Annotated in this window: 23 protein-coding genes and 1 pseudogene; 1 reads left to right on the forward strand and 23 read right to left on the reverse strand. The window is 42.8% G+C overall.

Annotated features, from left to right (window positions below; translation table 11 throughout):
* Positions 1-65: 65 nt before the first annotated feature.
* The 17 genes from KTB61_RS07345 to KTB61_RS07425 all read right to left on the reverse strand — a co-directional run bounded on the left by KTB61_RS07345 (position 66) and on the right by KTB61_RS07425 (position 16,195).
* Entirely contained in the window at positions 66-488 is a 423-nt protein-coding gene (locus KTB61_RS07345; RefSeq protein WP_022059228.1) for a phage holin family protein, read from the reverse strand.
* An 83-nt stretch (positions 489-571) separates the two neighbouring features.
* Positions 572-2,527: a DUF859 family phage minor structural protein gene (locus tag KTB61_RS07350; RefSeq protein ID WP_216697144.1), complete on the reverse strand. Its 1,956-nt coding sequence runs from the start codon at positions 2,525-2,527 to the stop codon at positions 572-574.
* Positions 2,528-2,541: 14 nt separating this feature from the next.
* Positions 2,542-3,129: a hypothetical protein gene (locus tag KTB61_RS07355; protein ID WP_216697145.1), complete on the reverse strand. Its 588-nt coding sequence runs from the start codon at positions 3,127-3,129 to the stop codon at positions 2,542-2,544.
* An 18-nt stretch (positions 3,130-3,147) separates the two neighbouring features.
* Positions 3,148-4,962 (reverse strand): hypothetical protein, encoded by a 1,815-nt coding sequence (locus KTB61_RS07360; protein ID WP_216697146.1) that lies wholly within the window; start codon positions 4,960-4,962, stop codon positions 3,148-3,150.
* A gap of 12 nt (positions 4,963-4,974) precedes the next feature.
* Positions 4,975-6,432, reverse strand: a complete 1,458-nt coding sequence (locus KTB61_RS07365) for a phage tail spike protein (protein ID WP_216697147.1) — start codon at positions 6,430-6,432, stop codon at positions 4,975-4,977.
* Positions 6,429-7,079 (reverse strand): hypothetical protein, encoded by a 651-nt coding sequence (locus KTB61_RS07370; RefSeq protein ID WP_216697148.1) that lies wholly within the window; start codon positions 7,077-7,079, stop codon positions 6,429-6,431. The genes KTB61_RS07365 and KTB61_RS07370 overlap by 4 nt, the downstream gene beginning before the upstream one ends.
* A complete protein-coding gene (locus KTB61_RS07375) occupies positions 7,076-10,261 on the reverse strand; it encodes a phage tail tape measure protein (RefSeq protein ID WP_216697149.1) in 3,186 nt (1,061 codons plus the stop codon). Before KTB61_RS07375 ends, KTB61_RS07370 begins: the two co-directional genes overlap by 4 nt.
* 60 nt (positions 10,262-10,321) lie before the next feature.
* Entirely contained in the window at positions 10,322-10,465 is a 144-nt protein-coding gene (locus KTB61_RS07380) for a hypothetical protein (protein WP_216697193.1), read from the reverse strand.
* Positions 10,466-10,482: 17 nt separating this feature from the next.
* Positions 10,483-10,857: a hypothetical protein gene (locus KTB61_RS07385; protein ID WP_022059236.1), complete on the reverse strand. Its 375-nt coding sequence runs from the start codon at positions 10,855-10,857 to the stop codon at positions 10,483-10,485.
* A gap of 2 nt (positions 10,858-10,859) precedes the next feature.
* On the reverse strand, positions 10,860-11,450 hold the full coding sequence (locus KTB61_RS07390; protein ID WP_216697150.1) for a major tail protein: 591 nt from the start codon (positions 11,448-11,450) through the stop codon (positions 10,860-10,862).
* A 3-nt stretch (positions 11,451-11,453) separates the two neighbouring features.
* On the reverse strand, positions 11,454-11,771 hold the full coding sequence (locus tag KTB61_RS07395; protein WP_022059238.1) for a hypothetical protein: 318 nt from the start codon (positions 11,769-11,771) through the stop codon (positions 11,454-11,456).
* Positions 11,771-12,151: an HK97 gp10 family phage protein gene (locus KTB61_RS07400; RefSeq protein WP_073126634.1), complete on the reverse strand. Its 381-nt coding sequence runs from the start codon at positions 12,149-12,151 to the stop codon at positions 11,771-11,773. The genes KTB61_RS07395 and KTB61_RS07400 overlap by 1 nt, the downstream gene beginning before the upstream one ends.
* Before the next feature lie 2 nt (positions 12,152-12,153).
* On the reverse strand, positions 12,154-12,486 hold the full coding sequence (locus KTB61_RS07405) for a phage head closure protein (protein ID WP_022059240.1): 333 nt from the start codon (positions 12,484-12,486) through the stop codon (positions 12,154-12,156).
* Entirely contained in the window at positions 12,486-12,758 is a 273-nt protein-coding gene (locus tag KTB61_RS07410) for a head-tail connector protein (protein ID WP_022059241.1), read from the reverse strand. Before KTB61_RS07410 ends, KTB61_RS07405 begins: the two co-directional genes overlap by 1 nt.
* A 140-nt stretch (positions 12,759-12,898) precedes the next feature.
* On the reverse strand, positions 12,899-14,089 hold the full coding sequence (locus tag KTB61_RS07415; protein WP_216697151.1) for a phage major capsid protein: 1,191 nt from the start codon (positions 14,087-14,089) through the stop codon (positions 12,899-12,901).
* Positions 14,090-14,103: 14 nt separating this feature from the next.
* Positions 14,104-14,934: a head maturation protease, ClpP-related gene (locus tag KTB61_RS07420; protein WP_216697152.1), complete on the reverse strand. Its 831-nt coding sequence runs from the start codon at positions 14,932-14,934 to the stop codon at positions 14,104-14,106.
* Positions 14,852-16,195: a phage portal protein gene (locus KTB61_RS07425; protein ID WP_216697153.1), complete on the reverse strand. Its 1,344-nt coding sequence runs from the start codon at positions 16,193-16,195 to the stop codon at positions 14,852-14,854. Before KTB61_RS07425 ends, KTB61_RS07420 begins: the two co-directional genes overlap by 83 nt.
* A 55-nt stretch (positions 16,196-16,250) precedes the next feature.
* Between KTB61_RS07425 and KTB61_RS07430 the strand changes: the two genes are divergently transcribed.
* Entirely contained in the window at positions 16,251-16,493 is a 243-nt protein-coding gene (locus KTB61_RS07430; RefSeq protein WP_230973667.1) for a SymE family type I addiction module toxin, read from the forward strand.
* Here KTB61_RS07430 and KTB61_RS07435 read toward each other — a convergent pair.
* The 6 genes and pseudogenes from KTB61_RS07435 to KTB61_RS07460 all read right to left on the reverse strand — a co-directional run bounded on the left by KTB61_RS07435 (position 16,479) and on the right by KTB61_RS07460 (position 20,184).
* Positions 16,479-18,080 (reverse strand): terminase large subunit, encoded by a 1,602-nt coding sequence (locus tag KTB61_RS07435; protein WP_216697155.1) that lies wholly within the window; start codon positions 18,078-18,080, stop codon positions 16,479-16,481. The two genes, KTB61_RS07430 and KTB61_RS07435, sit on opposite strands and share 15 nt — an antisense overlap.
* Positions 18,081-18,197: 117 nt before the next feature.
* Positions 18,198-18,440 carry a DUF7678 domain-containing protein gene (locus tag KTB61_RS07440; protein ID WP_022059246.1) on the reverse strand — a complete coding sequence of 81 codons (243 nt, stop codon included), beginning with the start codon at positions 18,438-18,440 and terminating at the stop codon, positions 18,198-18,200.
* A gap of 2 nt (positions 18,441-18,442) precedes the next feature.
* Complete coding sequence (locus KTB61_RS07445) at positions 18,443-18,808, reverse strand: DUF7698 family protein (protein ID WP_055200250.1); 366 nt, start codon at positions 18,806-18,808, stop codon at positions 18,443-18,445.
* A 123-nt stretch (positions 18,809-18,931) separates the two neighbouring features.
* Complete coding sequence (locus tag KTB61_RS07450) at positions 18,932-19,108, reverse strand: DUF5049 domain-containing protein (protein WP_022059248.1); 177 nt, start codon at positions 19,106-19,108, stop codon at positions 18,932-18,934.
* 175 nt (positions 19,109-19,283) lie between these two features.
* Positions 19,284-19,502 (reverse strand): annotated as a pseudogene (locus KTB61_RS13250) (DUF4314 domain-containing protein); the annotation flags it as partial.
* A complete protein-coding gene (locus KTB61_RS07460; protein ID WP_216697157.1) occupies positions 19,486-20,184 on the reverse strand; it encodes a virulence protein in 699 nt (232 codons plus the stop codon). The pseudogene KTB61_RS13250 and the gene KTB61_RS07460, both read right to left, overlap by 17 nt.
* Between the last annotated feature and the right edge of the window lie 31 nt (positions 20,185-20,215).

Genomic DNA, 20,215 nt, shown 5'->3' on the forward strand with positions numbered 1-20,215 from the left:
ATTGGTTCAGTAAATTTCAAAGACAAAATGAAGCACAATATACTTATTTTGTTTTACTACTTATACTAATCTTCATCCCCCACCTCCTGTTCTGCTCTGTCATGGAGCTGCTCTAACACTGATTTGATTTTTACCGGAATAGGAAGCCCTAGATGTCCTGCATTCTCAAGAAGGCTTACTCCTTCATTTGAAATGTAGAAAAAGATAACTGCCGTTCTAAGTACACTGCCTGTGCCAATCACCTGCATATCCAGAATGTTTGCAATCCCTACAAGCAGAAAAATAAGGACCTTTCTGCAGATGCCTTTAAAACCAACTGCACTGGATAGCTTCTTATCTGCAATGGCGCACATCACTCCCGTAATGTAGTCAGTGATGACAAATAAAAGCAGTGCAATAAGCAGACCATCACAGCCACCTAGAAAATATCCAAGCCATCCTCCGATTCCGGCAAATAAAAACTGAATCATGTTCCAAAATTCCTTCATTGATAAATCCTCCGTTTCTTAAAAATTTGTATAGAAAAAGCGACTGCTCAAATATAAGTAATCGCCTCATCTAGCAGTAAGTATTAAGCCGTTCTTTTCCACATATAGCAGGTAACATACGGCTGAATGTTATTATGACGATTGGAAGCATTGGAAGCTGAGATTGAATGCGTGTGGGATGCACTTTGATTTCCAGTTTTCCAAGTTGAAGTTGCTCCTCCGGATGCAGTTCTTCTTACAAAAGCACCTCTTCCGCTTGGATCTGAGCCACTTGCTGCTGCACCGCTGTCGGCATTATATGTAAGAGAATGCGTATGAGAAGCACTCTGGTTTCCTGTTTGCACAGCCTTTTGTCCACTCTCTGCCCCGGTCAAAAGATGCGTATACTCTCCGCCCGTTTGATTTGCTGCAGAAAAGTCCACGGACGTATTGTTGCTGTCGGTACCTGTTCCAACACCGACAGGCACTCTTCCTTCTCCCCAGGATACCCAAATTCCACCCATGATGTTTGTTGGATTTGCAGAACTGGTACTCATATAGATGCTGCCAATCGGATACAAAAGATCCAGTAAAAGAGCAGGAAGCTTTCCTTTAGGACAAAGCATATTCACTAGATTGTTTTGAATCTGCTCCATCATATCTCGTACTTCCAATACCGTTCCATCATCCAGCACACAGGATAATTTCTTTCTAAAAACAGCATTGAAGTTGCAGTCCAGCGTATCTGCAAGAGTCGCTTTTTGTCCAAACGCAACACCTCTTCCCCCATGCAGAAAGTGCATAAGATACACCGCTGTTGAAACAAAGTCCGAATAAGTCACGGTATTAAATTCATCCGATAATGTATAAAGAACATCATAACTGTACTCCGGATCCAGATCATTGTTTGCACATACATTGGAGCCAGGGTTTATCTGCACTTCATTTCCATAATTCTTAAGATCTGTTCTCTTGTATTTTACAGTGAGAGTAAGTGCATTTTTCCCAAAGCAGGAAGAAAATACGGCAGAAGTCGTACTTAAGAAGTACGTTCCATCATTATCCGTTTCGCCCGATGCATTGCACCGTTCGCTCTTTATACTTGATAATTTAGGAGATGCATATGACACAATGGAAACAACGGCACTCTTGTTTACCGTCCTGTTTCTGCTGTCCGTCACTGTAATCATAATGCTCACTTCTCCGCTTTGTGAGATATGATCCATTTCCGGTAGTTCCGGATAATCTGTTGCCCGGATTCTGCTGTCTGCTGTCATTTTCACTTTTTTAATTTCCGAACCATATGCCCCTGCGCAGCTAATTGATTTCAGTTTAATCCCGCTTTGTCCCTGTACATAAATTCCCCACGAAGAAGGAACTACAGAATCATCCACATCTGAAAACGTTACGGACGAAATACTGGGAATTACAGTGTCCGGAACAGATACCGTAAGATTAGCTGTAAATGTCTTGTACACTTTTCCTCCAAACAAAACCTGTCCGGTAATACTTGCAGCTCCAGTGATATCATCCGTCACTGCATTACACCAACTGATAGGAATTGCATAAGAAATCAATGATGCGGAGGAGCTTATCGTGTTGCTGTATGATCCTAATTTAAAGGTTGCCTTATAGGCTGCATCCGAAGATGTGCAGTCAAATTTCACCGAAGACGCTGTGCTTCCATTCATCAAGCCGCCAGACACACGGATGCCGTTCCCGGCTTTTTCAATCTCATAAAACGAAAACACTTCTTCATATAGCTCCAATCCATCTACAGTGATTTTCAGTGTGAAAAATGGTTTGCTGATCGATAATGTCGAACTGGTCATCTTTGTATACTTCTTAGTTCCCATAAAATCTTCGCTCTTATTGACGGTCCATGTCGGACTCTGTTTTGCTCCATCCACATAGATTGCCACTCCATTCTTTGAATCCGCACCATATATTGCGGTCGATGCCTGAAACACAATCGACAGCTTCGTTGTGGCTCCGCTTACCGATCCATTCGCCGTAAGATAATACAGCGACTTTGTCAGTTTTCTAGTTGTTAAGCTCATAGACTATCTCCTTTCTATACATTTCTCCATTTGATTCCCATTCCCTGAGGTGTGGAAATAAAATCAAAATATCCACCATCTGATGCGGCTCCCACACTCAGCTTATCCATTGCTTCGATTGCATTGATGTGCATCTTGTTATACTGAATATAGGCAACCTCCATACCATTCTGTTGAAAGCTCATCTTTTCATTATCGATAACAATCGAATACGGTGACTCATCTCCGGCATTTTGCTTTCCAATGCTTAAACCTTTTTCTGTGAACCTCAGATAAATGCTTGTTTCCAATTTATAATTTTCAAGATTCTGTTCCTGTTTATCTACCGCATCACGAACAGACGAAATAGTGATCTGCATTCCACTTGCATTCTGCTCCACATCTGTTACTCTTCGTTCCAGTTCTTCTACTGTTGAGCCATCCACCTTCGTCTTAACCATTTCTACGGTGTTGTTTATCCGATCCGATGTTTTCATGATTTCGGCAGATGTCTGACTGACTTCCTTTGTCAAAACATCTGCCGCATTTTTTAATTCATCGATACTCTCTTCATATCCTGTGAAATTTTGAAAAGTATGTTGGCAGCACGTTAGTAATGTCATAGTGCATCACCTCCCGTATCAGCTGGACACATCACACTGAAGCGTCATAATACTGTCAATGTCTGCTGCGGATAAATAAATAACCTTGCCCGCCTTATTAAAAGTCATTTCTTTTCCGTCTTTATCCTGCGCATACCATGTATAAGTAAGGCTTTGTTTTTCCGAAGCACTGATCCATGAAGTTCCGTTATATTTCATCAAGGTCACACTTTTTTCTGTGTGATCAATCTTATACCAGAAATCTCCGGACTTTGGTGCAGAAGGTGCAGTTTCACTAATACTTCCAAGAAGTGAATCTACTTCCTTCTGATTGGTTCTTACAATTACATAAGGAACTACACCGCCTAAATTATTCTTCACCGTATATCCGCCAATGGACAGCATTTCTGAAACATACGGATCCGACTTATCTTCCACTGTGATAACATCCACATAATTCTTTCCACCGTAGGTCATGGTGCATCGGTAAGACTGAATATTTATAATATCCGAGCCGGATACCGTAAGCGTTTCGGATGTTTCCCCGCTTATATTTGTCCATGAGCCGCTGGAATATTTCGCCCACTGATATGCTGCTGATGTAATCGCTGTGGAACCTGCATAGGCGGATGTCGCAAGCAGAATACTGCCCGACTGATTCTGTACGATGGTTCCATTGGGTGCATAAACAGAAAATACTACTGCCGATGCACCATTGATTCCCGCTTTGGATTTTGTCCAGGTAAAAACCTTTGTAACTGTCTTTCCGGAGATCGTAAATGTCAGCGTGATATTGCCTGTTAATGCTGCATCTGCTCCAAGATTTGAAGATGCTGCTACAGAAAGTTCCAGCTTTCCTGCTGCACTGGCTGTTGCTGCAGTATTGGTCTTAACCGTAATACCAGTAGGAAGTGTTCCAACAGCACAAGTACAAGCCGACTGCGTAATACCTACATATCCGGTAAAAGGAATTGTAATGGTGCTTGCAGCAGATGTCTTTCCTGCTGAAGTACAGGCAATCGTCTGGGTTTCATTCCCAAGAACCACAGAAAGTCCTCCTGTTCCGGCAGATCCCGGATTACCTTTATCTCCTTTGGCTCCATCATAGATTTTCGTAATCGTGACAGTATCAAACACATCTCTCTCTGAAGTTGTCACTCTGATCTGAGCCACGTTGCTGACGAAAATGCTATGCGCCGGCTTCACCACCAATGTTCCTCCTGTAATAGAAGTATTGTCGGAGGTGGTCGGATAATCTGTCCATGCACCGCTGCTGTTTTTATACTGCCATTTGCTAATGGTCACTCCCTGTACCTGTGCCGTCAGTGCTGCCTGAGAAGCACCCACTAAAGCCTGGGAAGTATCATACTTAAAGACGTAGGTATCACTGCTCACCGTACACAGCTTTGCATTAGCTGCATTCTTCACCAAGGTATAGGTAATATCCGCAGTGATATTGATTGTATTCTTGGTTTCAGAATCATAGTAACTGATATAGCAGATGTAGGTAATCATTCCTGAACTGGATGATGCCAACTTATTCTGATTGACCGTAAGCACTCCGCTTTTTACAGTCTCACCGGAAGTCAGTGCGGTTTCTGATGCCACACCATCTTTTCTTTTCCATGCAATCGTCACTCCTGTTGCAGTCGGAGATACATTGGTCTGATCCAGAAACAGCACAGGTGTCAATACCAGATTTGTACTGTCCCAGCTTGGTGCATAGGTATGTGGCAGTACGTTGGGATCTTCACTCTGGGTCTTTGGAAGATTGGATGTAATATATGCCGATAATTTTCGCTGATCCGTGATGTCCACAAATGTCTGCTGACTGGATGTTAAAATCGTAGCCATTTAAATTCCTCCTTAAAGTTTTATTTCACAATAAAAGGACGCATTGTCTAACACGTCCTCTGTCGTAATCGTTATTTGTTTCATGCCGATGTGGTTCTTATCCCACTCTTTATCTGCTTCTTCATCCGAAGAGTTTCGATGCCATATAAAGCAGCTTGCATCTAAAGTATCGGTGATTTCCTTATCCCAGGAATACACCTTGCAGTACATGGTGCTTTTCTGACCTTTATTCTTAAAAATACTGACTCCATCTACAATCAATTCCGTCCGATACATTTTCTGTGAATTGATCGTATCAAGATCTCCGGTAATCTTCTCGATTTTCGTGGTCTGGCCGAAAATATCATCTTCCAAAGAGGAAATGCTACTGCCTTGTTTGGCGGATGCCGATGTAAGCGTTACATTCGTTGCTCCTATCGTGATGGTGTTTCCGGCAGGATTTAAATAGTCTCTTTTTCTTCCAAGCACAAGATATCTTCCATCAATCCCGTGTGGTTTTGAATAACAGTCCACATACATCCTGGATGTAATATCATCAATTGTACTGTCACTGTCTGATTCATCTAAGATTGTCAGTTCCATACTTGTGATACCTTTTGCCAGTTCCTTCACTCTTGCTTTTGCTTTTCTCAAAAGGTTTAACGGCTTGGTGACATCCTCCCATATTTCAGTTGCCCATATCCATCCGATTTCCTTGACGGCATCCTCATCCGTGACATAATTCAGTCCATGATTTACTTCTGTAATATCAATTCGTTCATCCAGTTCTGTTACGTTTCCATCTTCATCTTCTTCGGTCTTTTTCGCACCGAATGGAATCAAGGCTGTCACTCTTTCGGTATGGTCCTTGGTTATTTTTACATCTAGAAGATTTTTCCCGAATTCCACTTTTTGCAGGCTTCTTTCATCAAAATCTTTGAGATAATCCAAAACCCTCTTTGAACCAATATAGCGAACCCGAAGATATCCTCCGTGCGTATCAATTAGCTTATTTTTTATGGCATCCATCGTCACAGAATAATCCGAGTTACTGTAAGCAATATAATCGTTATCGTCTGTCACCGTAATTCTGCCGATTTCAAACTGCTTCTGCTCTTCTACCGATTGATTATGCACATTTACAAATTGCTCAAATAATCCTCTTAATGTCCCCTTATATTCAAAGGGTGGCTGCATGGTATCTTTCAGATAAGCCAAACAGGATTCACAGGTCCAAGTATGGGTGTTGTAAAAATCGGATCCATCATCCAGTGCTCTTCCTTCAAATACCACTTCATCATCCCTTCTACACTGAATTACTGATGCCATTGGCCGAATAAAATCGATGTAGGGATGATTATATGGTGCAGACAAGGTAAAGCTGTCGATGTTTTCTGCGTCCTCACTTACGGTTGCCTCTGTAATAGCAAGCTTCGATAAATGGGGATGGTAAAAAATCTGACCATCCACATATACTCTAAAGATACTCATAGGCATCCCTCCCGGTAACGGAAAGTAGTACTTCCATCACTCTCGATTTTGATGCTGTTATCTCCAAAGCTAAGCTGCAGCTCTGGAATTTCCCATGTGCCACTGCTCAGTGTTCTGCGGAAAGTATCTGTTCCAATTTTCCAAGACATCGTGGTTTCCGCAGTCGTTATAACCGTAGGAACTACCGGCATATAATCACTTACAAGCACTGCCGTTCCACTTCCGGTAAAAACAACCTGTGTCTCTTCCACATGATACCTGTAGGAATCTGCATCACTGCTTTCCATAACAAGCTGACCCTTTCCGGTAAGTGGATCATAGGAAGAACTCATCTCAATCGTTCCAAGAACATATAGATTGGGTTCTTCACTGCAGATGATTTGGCACAGCCTTCCGGCATAACGATTGCTCACAATGGAAACCAGCTCATCAAACTGTACTCTTGTTCCCAGCATGGAAAACGTCAATGTAAATGCTCTCGGTTCAAAAGATATACGGCCAAGCGCCTCGTTAAACCGTACCGGAGAATTTCGTCCCGGCACGGTAACGGTTTCTGCCTGGGACTTCGGTACAGGAAAATCAACGGTTTCTCTTATCCATCCAAGCTTAAGCATGGAAGTGTCGTTGATCAAAATGTCTGGTATCATAGTGCAAGCCTCCTTGTTATTTTCTGCTGTTTTCCAAGGCCATTATCGATTGCCGGAAGTAGATGTCCCACCAGTGTTCCATCCTCCAAATAGATTCCCTTCGAACTATTGTCCGCAATAACAGCCAGGTACTTTTCCATACCGCTCATATCCAGCTTGCTGTCAATCATCGCTTCCAGCTGCTTATAGAACGCAGAAAGCGGCAAGATGGCCTCTGCACCCGACTCTCCTCCTACCATCAATGAAGATCCATTCATACCAAATGCGGTAGGCTTGGTCATGATACCTCCATCCTTATACCAATCGATAGAAAGGTGTGGAACAGATGGCGGTGCAATGGAAAGACTGCCCGTTACTCTAAAGTGCGGGAGTTTGATATGAGGGAGTGAAATCTTCATGCCAGAGAAAAATCCCTTGATGGCATCGACCACGCCTTTGACCTTATTCTTTGCCGCCTCAATTGGTGTAATGATTGCAGACTTTATTCCGTTCCAGACCGAAGTTGCGGTACTCTTGATGCTGTTAAATACAGAAGATACCGTACTCTTCACCGCATTGAATACCGTACTGACGGTGTTCTTGATAGCATTCACCGGAGTGGTAACGGCCGTCTTTACCCCATTCCATACTGTAGCAGCTGTGTTTTTAATGGCATTAAATACTGTAGTTACAACGTTTTTGATAGCGTTCACCACTGTTGTAACAACCTGCTTTATTGCATTCCAGACCGTAGTAAATACCGTTTTAATACCATTCATTACTGTGCTGATAACAGAAGAAACGGCATTGATAACGGTAGTCACCTTTTCTTTTATCGCATTCCAGACGGTAATAATAACGCTCTTGCAGTTTTCCCAAATAAATCGAAATGGCACTGTGATGATGTCAAATGCAGCCTGAAAGAAAGATGCAATGAACATCACGGCAGTTGTGACAACATTCTTGATACCGTCCCAGATTCCCGAAAAGAAGGAAGCGATACCATTCCACAGATTCACAAAGAAACTCTTGATACCAGACCAAGCCTCATTCCAACTTGTGCCAAACCATCCAAGCACCACATTGGCAGCGTTCTGAATGACGTTCATATAGTTTGTAAATGTATTCTTAATGAAATCCCAAACAGAGCCAAAGATGCCTTTGACACCCTCCCACACCTGAGACCAGTTTCCGGTAAAGATGCCGATAAACACATCGAGGATTCCTGTGATAACTCCAAGTGCTCCCTCCAGAATATTAGCAATTTGCGTAAATACTCCTTCAAATACCGGAGCCAGGAAACTACATAATGCATTCCAGATGGCAGATACCACTTCTTTGAAGTTCTGAAAATCGAAGCCCAGTGCGTTCAGTCTTTCGGTAATACCTTGTGCAAAGCTGCTGAAAATTTCTTTGATCCGATTCCAAATCCCAATGATGTTGTCTCTAAATTTCTCATTTGTGTTCCACAAATGAACAAATGCAGCTACTAAAGCTCCGATGACTGCCACCACTGCGACAACTGGAGCGGAAATGCCACCAATGGCTGCACCGACCTTTCCCATTACACCGGACACTCCTCCTGCATTCGCAACAAGACTTGTGATCTTAAGGCCGAGCTTACTGAACGCTTGCATAGCCACACCCACTTTTGATATGACCGTGCCAAGGATCACAAGGAATGGACCTAAAGCCGCAACAAAAAGTCCGACCTTTACAATGACCTGTCTTGTACCTTCATCAAGATTATTCAGCCAATCTACAAAAGACTGAATCTTAGAAACAATATTTTTTACCATCGGCATCAGTGTTTCACCGATGGAAATAGCAAATCCCTCCACTGCAGATTTCAAAATGGTAAGCTGCCCCTTTAAGTTATCAAGCTGGGTATCCGCCATCTTCTGTGCTGCTCCGCCACTGTTTTCAATAGCTGTCTGAAGATCCGTCCAGGTATCTCCGGTATTGGCAAGCAGTGCATTCACCGATGCAAGATCTGTTTTGTTAAAAATAGTTGCTATGATGTTCGCCTTTTCTGCCGAAGTCATACCGTCCATTGATTTATTCAGGTCACCCAAAATATCATTTAACGAACGCATATTGCCTTCAGAGTCATAAGTCTTAACCCCAAGCTTTTCCATTGTTTTGGCTGCACCATCTGTTGGATTCTGCAAAGACAGAATAACATTTCGAAGATGCGTACCGCCTTCTGCACCTTTGATACCGTTGTTGGCCAAGATACCCAGTGCCGTATTAAGTTCAGCGGTTCCTCCTTTGACAGACTTTGCTGTTGCACCGATAGTAAGGATTCCTTCGCCAAGCTGACCTACCGATGTGTTTGTACTGGATGCGGTTTTTGCCATCTGATCCACCATCTTATCGGCATCCTTGGTTTTTAGTCCAAGTGCAGACATGGCATCCGTTACCATGTCGGATGCAGATGCCAAATCGATATTGCCTGCGGCCGCTAAGTTCAGAACGGTTGGCAGGGTATCGCACATTTCCTGCGTATCATATCCGGCAAGAGCCAGGTAATTAAGAGCTTCCGCACACTCACTTGCAGAATAGGCAGTCTTGGCACCCATCGTCTTTGCCAGTTCAGATAAGGTATCCATTGTGTTGACAGACTGACCGTTCACCTTGGACATGGAATTCTTTGTAATTCCCATTGTTGCCTGTACCTGGCTCATGGAAGATTCAAAGTCCGCTGCTGTCTTTACGGCAGCACCGCCCATCGCAGTAACGGCCGCTGATGCAACAGACACTTTCTTTCCGGCGTTTGCAATGCTGTCTCCGGCATTTTCTAATTTTCCGCCAACCTCACCAATCTTTGTCAGTGTCTGATTTGTCTTGGATGCCTGAGATTCAAGCCTTTTAAGTTCTGCCTCTGTTGCGGCAATTTCCCTTTGAAGTGCATCATACTGCTCCTGTGAAATCTCACCCTTCTGCAGCTGTTCATTTGCCTGCTGTGCCGCCGTCTTCAAGGTGGTCAGTTTCTCTTTTGTTTCTCCAATTGCCTGTGTCAGAAGTTTCTGTTTCTGAGCAAGCAGATTTGTATTGGTCGAATCCAGTTTTAGAAGTCTTTCTACATCCTTTAATGCAGACTGCGTATTTTTAATCTGACCGTTAACTCCTTTAAGAGCTGTCTGCAGCTTGGTAGTATCACCGCCAATTTCGACAGTGATACCTTTGATTCTGTTTGCCATTGGCGTCTACCTCCTTCAAAAATTGCATAAAAAAAGCCCGGCATCTTCCGAGCATAATCGTTAGAACTTATCAAAATCCTCCTGCGTTGCTAAGCTGTCATATTTTACAGAATCGTTTCCTTTCTCCGTCCAGATATCCATTACCATACCAATGGTCAGATAATCCAAGTCTTGGATGGAAAGACCGATTTCTAAGCAACGCAAAAGGAACAAGGGTGTTGTCATCTCCCTACTACTGCGTTTAAGTTTTTTTTAGAGTCAATGTCCGTGATAAGGTTCGTTCCCCAAAGAGCTAGAATCTCCGGCAGCACTTCATAGATAGAAAACATCTCAAACTGGTCAAGCCAATCATCGATGTTATCTGGGATGGTGTTGTCCGCATGATATGCCATGATATATGCCACGTTCTCGAAGATTTCCAAATCATCGATAGCGAATTCTTCTCCCTCTTCCTTACTGCCTTTATAGGAACTTTCCAACTTTGCTAAGTCCTTGAAGATATCTCGTTTGAACTTTGCACGATATAATCTTGGAACAGTGGCAGAGGAACGAAATACCACATCTTTATCCCCAATTTTAATTACTTTCTTCAGCATGATTATTTACCTCCATTTACAGCTTGTGCTGTCTTCGCAACAGGAACATATACTGCCTTGTACCAATCGCTATAGGTCGCATCCGTAGTGGTATCTCCGGTTCTTGATTTAACAAGACCATCTTCTCTTGGATCTGCTGTAAGAGATAATGTTTCTGTTCCCGGTTCAATCGTATCCTCTTTGGTTTCCGATTCAATAGACGGACGGGCTGCCGAGCAGTTATACATAACGTGACGGATGCACTTCACGTCTCCGTCAAACTCAAACAGAAGTGCAAACTTCTCTGTCTCTGTAATATTTGAGTTCTCCACAAGAACACCATTCTTGTCAAGTTCCTCCTTAAGGATGTCAGTTCTAAACCATTCCGGAATAAGGGCAATCTCTAAATCTCCGCTATAACCGTTGTTAGATACAGAACGGAAATACACGATACCATCCGCATAAAACGGAGAAGTATCACCTTCTGCATCCAAGCTAATACTTACTGCACCGGGAATTGATCTTGGTTTTTCATAGGAATAGCCACCATCCTCTGTCCTTGTCAGCTTTGCTGCATGGACGTTTTTAAGGTTGTATTTTACTTTATTCGCCATAATCTAAGCCTCCATTTCAAATGAATACAGGACTTCATACATTTTTTCACTCTCAATCCATGTTTCCAAACGGTCATAAAAAATGCCGTGACTGTCAAGCACGGATTCAACTTTCTGTTCTACCGACAAGTCCTTCAAATCGGTATACAGTTCTATATGAACTTCGTTTACCTTCAAATACACTCTTCCGTCAGCCGCAAAGTTATCACTGCCGGGCAAGAGATAGCAGATAAACGGTGGATCTGGACTTTCTCCCTCTGCAAAATGGTCATATGCAAAGGGAATCCCCATTTCTTTAATAATCTGTAACAGTTCTTCCATCACATACCTCCAAGTGCTCTTGCAATTTCTGTTTCCAATGTTTCAATCGCATTCTCTTCTGCCTGGGCAATGTGAGGTCTTGCAGCCACTCTTCCACCGCCACGTTTTGCATGACCGTGTTCAAGAAGGTGGGCAAGCTGATATCGGTTCTTGGAGTGTACTGTCAGTTCAAGTGAATTTGAAGTTTCCTTCGTTTTCTTGACTGACCAGCTCTTCGCATAGGCTCCCGTATCCTTTGGAGCAGATGCAGCAATATCTTTTCTTACTGTATTTCCTGCCTTCCTTACAGACTTCTTTAAATCATCTGTAGCCAGATCAGCATACTCCTTGAGACCGTTCATGATTTCATCTGCGAGGTTATCAATCTTTACGTTTGCCATGCCTACCTCCTCACTTTCTCACATTTCAGTTTTAGGCATTTCTTCTTATAGTTCATGTGGTCGATAGAAACGATGTTATAAAGGGAGCCTTCGAATATAACTCTGTGTTTTGTAACATCAAGGTCTGCAAAAGCCTTACAGTATCTGACCGTAAACGAAATATCCGAATCATCTACAATAAGACCTGCCACACTCTTTTCAGAACCGCCTTCGCCACTTACCGTTGCAAAGCAGGTGTGATAGTCAGTCCAGGTATTCTTATGATTGCCGATGGCATCTACAACAGTTTCATTCTTCTGCACGGTAATCTTCACATTCAAAAGAGCAATATCCATCAGAACACACTCCTTCTTACACCTTCAAGCAGGGAGCGAAGTGAAATGGTCAGCTGATGATGGTCTGCATCTTCTCTGTGTTCATACAGATAGGCAACTGCGTACATGACAGCAATCTTAGATGATGGAATCGCACCAAGTTCATCCACGGATAACCTGGCTATATCTGCACAGAGATTCTGCCCGGTTGTTACAAAATTTTCGATAAGTGCATCATCGTCATCAAAGTCCACTCGAAGGTAACCCTTCATCTCATCAAGATTTACAATCATATCTATCACCACCTCTGAAAAAGACTGTGACACCTTATGACTGGCATTCCCTATATCTATATATAGGCTCAATTTTTTATCCCTTTAGAAAAGGATAGTAAATAGCCGTCATAAAGTGTCACACATTATTGTTTTAAGTCTTATTTACCTGCCGCCTGTGTTTCTTCCTTAAGTTTTAAAATCTTAACCGCTTCAGGAAGGATAAGCTTACCATCAACTCTTTCCTTGGCTACATAACCAACCATGCCGTTACCAGCGAAAAGTTCACGAAGTTCTGCAAAAGAACGAGAACCACGGTCACCGATGTTGTAGTAGCTGTAATCACCGAATGCAATCGCATTTGTAGGTGCAAAAGCAGAAGTGTGAACAGCATAGCCAAGCACTCTGTCCGGTTCTCCTTCCTTGTATGAAGGCTGCCAGATATATGCTCCGTTGTTGTCCTTCAGCTTTCTAAGAGATGCGAGTGTCGCATCGTTCATAATAAATGATGCACTCTTTCGATACGGTCTTTTAAGTCCATACACCAGATCAATAAGATCATCGGATTTGATAGCCGCTGTAAGTGTCCCTGCGACCTGACCTCCACCTGTTTTAGCGAAGATGCCGGTAGGTTTGCCCTTGCCGTCACCGTTAAGAAATGCATCCTCTTCGGCATTCGCCAGTGCCTTACCAAACTGAGTGATGATGTAGTTTTCAAGACCGAAGGCATTGTCATAAAGAAGCTCTTCTGTGACCTTGATTGCTACATGAAGCTTGTAGGCATCAAGATAGATCTGGTCAAATGTTGCATCACCAAAAGATAATGTTCCACCTTCCTCAATCCATGCTGCTGCAGGCTTGGTAGCTGCAATGTTGATTTTGTGCTGACCTGCTGTAGTAATCTTTGTAGCAAGGCTGCGCATGATGTTCTCACCATCAAGCACATCGATAAGTCTTCTGTCATACTCCTCCGGCACAAGATAACCACCATCGGCATCTACACCTTCCTGTAATACATTGCTTACATTACGGAAATTAGAACGCATTGCAGAAAGCATCGCATCCTTGTATGCATCAGAAGCACGTCCAGTCTTTACCTTATCTGCATCACCCATAAAAGGCTTACCGGTAATCGGAGAATTAACAGGCTTTGCAAGTTCTGCTTCTCTGCGTTCTGCTCTTGTTTGACGATCAATCGCAGCTGTCAAATCCTCAATTTCCTTTTCCATCTTGTTGTAGGTTGCTGTATCCTCTTCGGAAAGCACACCATTCTTGTCTTCATGGGTCTCAACAAAGTTCTTTGCAGTATCCCACACTTTTGCTCTTTTTTCGATTAAATCCTTAATAGTCATAATAGAATTCCTCCTTAAATGAATTTCTTAATAAAATCAAGACGCTCCTTAATCTCTTTTGCAGGAGTGCCTTTACTTGCAGGTGCAGTGATTTCTGCCTGCTTTGTTACTGTCTTTTCAGGCTGGACATAGTGTTTTTCCAGCTTGTTGATAAGAGCGTTGTTTACAGCCTTGCGTGAAAAAAGCATCGAGTCAGTTGGTTTCTTTTCCTTCTCCTCGGTGCTTTCATCTTCTTCGTCCTCTTCATCAGGATCTTCTGTATTCGGTTTTGTTTCTGCTCTTGTGATAATGTCATCAGCAAAGCCAAGTTCAATGGCCTTATTTGCATCCATCCAGGTTTCTGCGTCCATCAAGTGACTAAGCTTGGCTCTTGTAAGACCAGTCTTAATCACGTAGGCATTGATGATGGATTCCTTAACTTCTGCAAGCATATCGATTGCCTTCTGCATTTCTGCATGGTCACCAAATGCTACGGTTGCAGGGTTGTGGATCATCATCATGGATACAGGAGACATAAGAACTGTATTTCCTGCCATCGCAATGACCGATGCAGCTGATGCTGCGATACCATCAATCTTTACTGTGACATTGCCTTTGTACTGTGTGAGCATATTGTAAATCTGAGCCGCAGCCACACAGTCACCACCCGGAGAATTAATCCAAACGGTGATATCTCCACTTCCGGCATTTAACTCATCCTTGAAAAGCTGTGGTGTAACATCATCGTCAAACCATGACTCCTCGGCAATCGTGCCATGCAACTCAAGGATTCGTTCTGCGACTTCTTCGTTTGCCTGGTTTAGAGTCTTTCGGCTCTTCCAGTTCCAGAACTTCTTGTTCTTCATCTGTCTTCTCCTCTCCGTTTGATGTGTCTGTTCCCGTAGCAAAGATACCCGCATCTTCAAGCTTGGTCATGTTGCCGTTGATAAGATAAAGGTCACCACCCAACTCAGCAGGAATCCTGTCGAGATTTTCAAGTTCCCTTATGTCATTGGCAGACATCCAACCATTCTGTCTTGCAGTGGCATAACCGTTCATACGGCTCTGATAGTCACCACGAAGAAGTCCGTCCACATTAAACTTAATAAAATATTGCTTTTTCTCTTCTGCAGAAAGAAGAGAACGTGCCATGTTCTGCTCCCATCTTGAAACCCATGGGTCAAGGGTGTATTTCACGAACTCAAGTGACTGCTGCTCAATATTAGAAAAGCTCGATTTCTCAAGGTCTCCTACCATATGTGGAGGCACTCTGAAAATTCGAGCAATCTCATCAATCTGAAATTTTCTTGTTTCTAAAAACTGTGCTTCGTTTGGAGAAATGGAAATCGGTGTATACTTCATCCCTTCTTCCAGAACAGCAACCTTATGTGAATTCGCACTGCCACCAAATGTCTGTGACCAGCTATCTCTTACCTTTGATGGGTCCTTTAGAGTTCCAGGGTGCTCTAATACACCGCTTGGTGCAGCACCATTCGCATAGAACTTACTTCCATACTCTTCTGCTGCGATTGCAAGACCGATAGCATTCTTGGCCATCGCAATTGGCGAGTAACCAACAAGACCATCAAATCCCAATCCTGGAACGTGCATGACTTCATCAGGTGTAAGCCTTACGGTGGAGCCTTTATTTGTAGGAGCATCATCAGAACTTACCTGGTATTCGTAATACAGATGACCCTTGTCATCACGGTCAACTCTCATACGATTTGGCATCAATGGATAAAGAGCAATAATCTCACCCTTGCCATTTCTTATGATCTGTGCGTAGGCATTACCCCAAAGTAGTAAGTGTGTCATAAGTGTTTCCCTGAAAACAAAGCTTGTCATTTCAGGGTTCGGTTCATCGTGCAGTAAATGATAGAGATTATGGCTTAATGCTTTTTCTTTTCCACCATCATCGTTATAATGATAGACATGAAGTGGCAATCCTGCGATAGCCTCTGAAAGGATACGGACGCAGGCATAAACCGCTGTCATCTGCATGGCACTTCGCTCATTTACATTCTTCCCGGCAGTACTTCCACCCATGAAGAATGAATAAGCACTGCCGCTTGTTCGGTTGGTAGGAGCATCTCTTGTCCTAAATAATCCCGAAAAAATACTCATCGTTTTTTTCCTCCATTGTTTTTATAATTTTCCAAAAGAAAGGGGGCTATTGCCAATGTATAAATATGATGTTGATTTTGCCAAAACCCGTGGTGCAGATAAAACACCTAGAAAACGTCCATTCAAAGCAGAACGAAATCTTACTGTTTCATCTGTAGGTGGGTACAACAATAAAGAAGTACCAGCACTTCGTATCAACGGTATGTGGCTTGAAGATCTAGGCTTTCATACTGGAGATAAAGTTACTATCCATTGTGAAAACGGTAAGCTTGTCATCGAAAAATCAGAAGACAAGTAGTCCTCTTGTATCGTAGACCGATTCCGTTACTTCATTACCACATCTGATTGCTCTATCAAGTGCCATGATTGTTGCAATGGCACCGTCAATCTTTTCTGTTGATTTTTCTTTGTCTGCCTTGATGTTTCCTGCAGGGTCAGTACGAATAAAGATATTATCCATATTCCATCTGAGAACTGGATGCCCACCATGGGCTATTTTCTGCTCAAGCACAAGCTTCATCAGTTCCTTGGTCGGTGGACTCATATCCTTGAAACCCTGTCCGAATGGAACAACTGTATATCCCATACCTTCAAGGTTCTGAACCATCTGAACTGCTCCCCAACGGTCAAATGCTATTTCACGGATATTGAATCTCTCACCGAGGCTCTCGATAAAGTTTTCAATGTATCCGTAGTGAACAACATTTCCTTCGGTTGTCTGCAGATACCCTTTTCTCTCCCACAAGTCATAGGGAACATGATCCCTTCTTACTCTAAGGTCAAGCGTATCTTCCGGCACCCAGAAATACGGAAGTACAACATACTTGTCATCCTCATCAAGTGGTGGGAATACAAGTACAAAAGCTGTGATATCCGTTGTACTGGATAAATCCAGTCCTCCGTAACATACACGCCCTTCCAGGTCATCTTCATTGACTGTAAAGTTGCAGGCATCCCATTTTTCCATCGGCATCCATCTCACCGATTGCTTTACCCACTGATTAAGTCTTAGCTGTCTGAAGGAGTTTTCTTCTCCGGGGTTCTGTTTTGCAGAATCACAGGCGGCTTTTACTTTTTCTATGGCAACGGTAATGCCAAGTGATGGATTTGCCTTTTTCCACACTTTAGGGTCTGTCCAGTCTTCAGACTCGTCTGCTCCGTAGATAACGGAATAAAAGGTAGGGTCAACTTTTCGCCCTGCCTCAATGTCGAGTGCCTTCTGATGTATCTCGTAGCAGATGGAGTTCGTATCATTCCCGGCTGTTGTAATAAGGAAATACAACGGCTGCATACGGGCATCACCTGAACCCTGGGTCATTACGTCATAAAGTTTTCTGTTTGGCTGTGTATGCAGCTCATCGAAAATTACTCCGTGTGTATTAAAGCCATGCTTATTTGCAACATCCGCCGACAAAACTTGATAAAAGCTGTTGGTTGGCTTATATATCAGCTTCTTCTGCGACTCCAGTATCTTCACCCTTTTCATAAGAGCCGGACAGAACCTTATCATGTCAACGGCAACATCAAATACAATTTTTGCCTGATTTCTGTCTGCTGCACATCCGTACACTTCCGCTCTTTCTTCTCCATCACCACATAAAAGAAGAAGTGCAACGGCAGCTGCAAGCTCTGATTTGCCCTGTTTCTTGGGTATTTCAATATAAGCTGTGTTGAACTGTCTGTATCCATTTGGCTTTAATACTCCAAATAGATCTCTAATAATCTGTTCCTGCCAGTCTATCAATTCAAATTTCTTTCCTGCCCACGTTCCTTTGGTATGGCATAGTTCCTCAATAAAGCTGATGGCATAATCTGCCATCTGCTCATCGTAATGAGAAGACTTCGCCATAAGCTTCGTTGGTTTATACTTTTTCAGTTTTCTCATTTGCCATTACCTCCACAAATAAAAATAGCCACCATCATCGGTGACGCCAATAAATGTTTCTATACGAGATACAGAAGCCTTTCAGCTTCCGTTCCCGATAACATTTCGTTATTCAGTCTAGTTAAAATCATTTAAAAGGATGCAAAGAGCAAGTTCCGCCTCTTCGCAGGTCGGCTCAATATCCCATCCTCTGTCGTAGTTGGCAATCCATTCTCCATCCATCTTAAGGCTCAGTTTGGAAATCTTACCGCCGTTGATGCCGTAATCCTCGCTGGGTTCTTCAAAATGTTTCACCCAGTATTTTACGTTCTTGTATCCGCCATCCTTCTTAGGAATTCCGATTGTTCCTTCTGACCACATGCTTATCTCACCTCCATCTTGATTGCTGGAATTCTTGCATGCTCTCCAGTCTTCCAGTCGGTGTGTCTTGCGTTGACTGTTGTAAGTCCGTTCATGCAAATGCCTTCTTTCTCAAATGCTGCGAGGGTTTCGATAAGGCTTGAAAATGTTGAACTGATGGTAAACTCTGTAATGCCTTCTGCTCTTAAGCAGTCTGCAATCTCTTTGATGTCGTAATCCCAAATGACCTCGTTAAAATCAATAAGGTCGTTGCCAGATTCTTCTTTGGAAGTTTTGTATGCCCAGAAAAGTGTAGGATTGATTCCTGCGTCCTTAAGGTTTCTTGCCTTCTCTTCGATTGCCTTTTCAAATGTTCTGATTTCCTTCATTGTGATGTCCTCCTAAGTGTTTTCTTTTCCTTTCGGTACACTATATATCACTCTAAAAGCACATAATAGCAAGTTAATTACTGGCATAAATGTAACAATTATTTCAGTAGATAACTGTGTATTTTATGTCTCTCCATAAAGGATGAAATGGACATAATCTGCTCGATTTTCCTCTAGGAAAATCACAAGTTCGTAGAAACCATATTCATTGGCAAGCCTCTGAACCATCGTTACATCAAACATATTGGTAAGACCTGAGACTCTGATATATAAAATCTGTTCTTTTATCTTCTCATCCATAATCTTACTCCTCGTCTGTACAATCCGGCAGTCCCATTACAAGTTCTGTATACACCTTTGTGTATCTGCTTTGTTCACTGCCTTCGGATGATGCCATTGCTCGAAGGTAAAACTCCATCGCATCTTTTCTGCTGTCCCAAGTTTCAGTATTTCCGTAGCAAGTCACCTTTACGCTGTCCAGTTTTCTGCAACTGTCCTCTCCATATACTACATTTAATCCGGAACCATTATCCCAAGCAACCATAATGCTTGCTGTATCATCCACACCCATGACCGTGCCTTTCGTTCCAATCGGTGGTGCCTGCAAATCGTCCATTCTCACAAGTTCTACTCTGCATCCGATAGGATACTGTCTGCGTACCCTTTCCACAATCTCTTTACTTGGAAATCTCATCGTCTGACACCTCCTTCTTTGCTACATTTTTGAAAGCAGATGAGCCACTGAGATTCTTTAGCAGAATCTTTCTGTCGGCTTTGTATTCCTCACCGATAAACCCAAGTCTTAAAAGGAAACATCTGAATGCGTATTTCTCATTGCTGACTTTCTTTTCTGTTGAGTTGATGCGTTTCTGTTCTTTACTCATCTTGCAAAGTGCTGCAATGAAATTCTGGTAAGCTTGACAGGTTTCTGCATCCGGGAGTTCGGAAAACCAAGGAAATGAAACTTTTTCCTCATCAATTTCAATTCGAATGTCATCCACTCCTAACGCTTTTTTGATTAACTCTCCTTTTGCATCAAGTAAATTTGTAAGGTTACAAACTCCAACATTCTCAATGGGAATTGCCACTGTAAGCCCCGCATCTTCGCCCTGTGGCATTTCTTCCGGGTCTTCGGATACTTCCTTGCTTTCGTAAGCAAAGCCTCTGTCGGCAAGTTGCTGAAGAAGGTCTTCGATATCCTTTGGAAAGATGTTCTCCTCGAACTCTGCATCACCGTTTTTGTCGATAATCAATCCACCAAAATCATAAGCGGCTGTTGGCATCCCCTTGTACTTTGGCTTTGTTCCGAGGATTTCTCCAATTGCTGTAACCAGTGCTTTTCTCTCTGCTCCGGTTCGGTTAAATTCTACTCTCATTTATGAGTACCTCCTTTATTTTTCGGTACTA

The organism is Anaerostipes faecalis, assembly GCF_018982945.1.
In the GTDB taxonomy this organism is placed as follows: Bacteria; Bacillota; Clostridia; order Lachnospirales; family Lachnospiraceae; genus Anaerostipes; species Anaerostipes faecalis.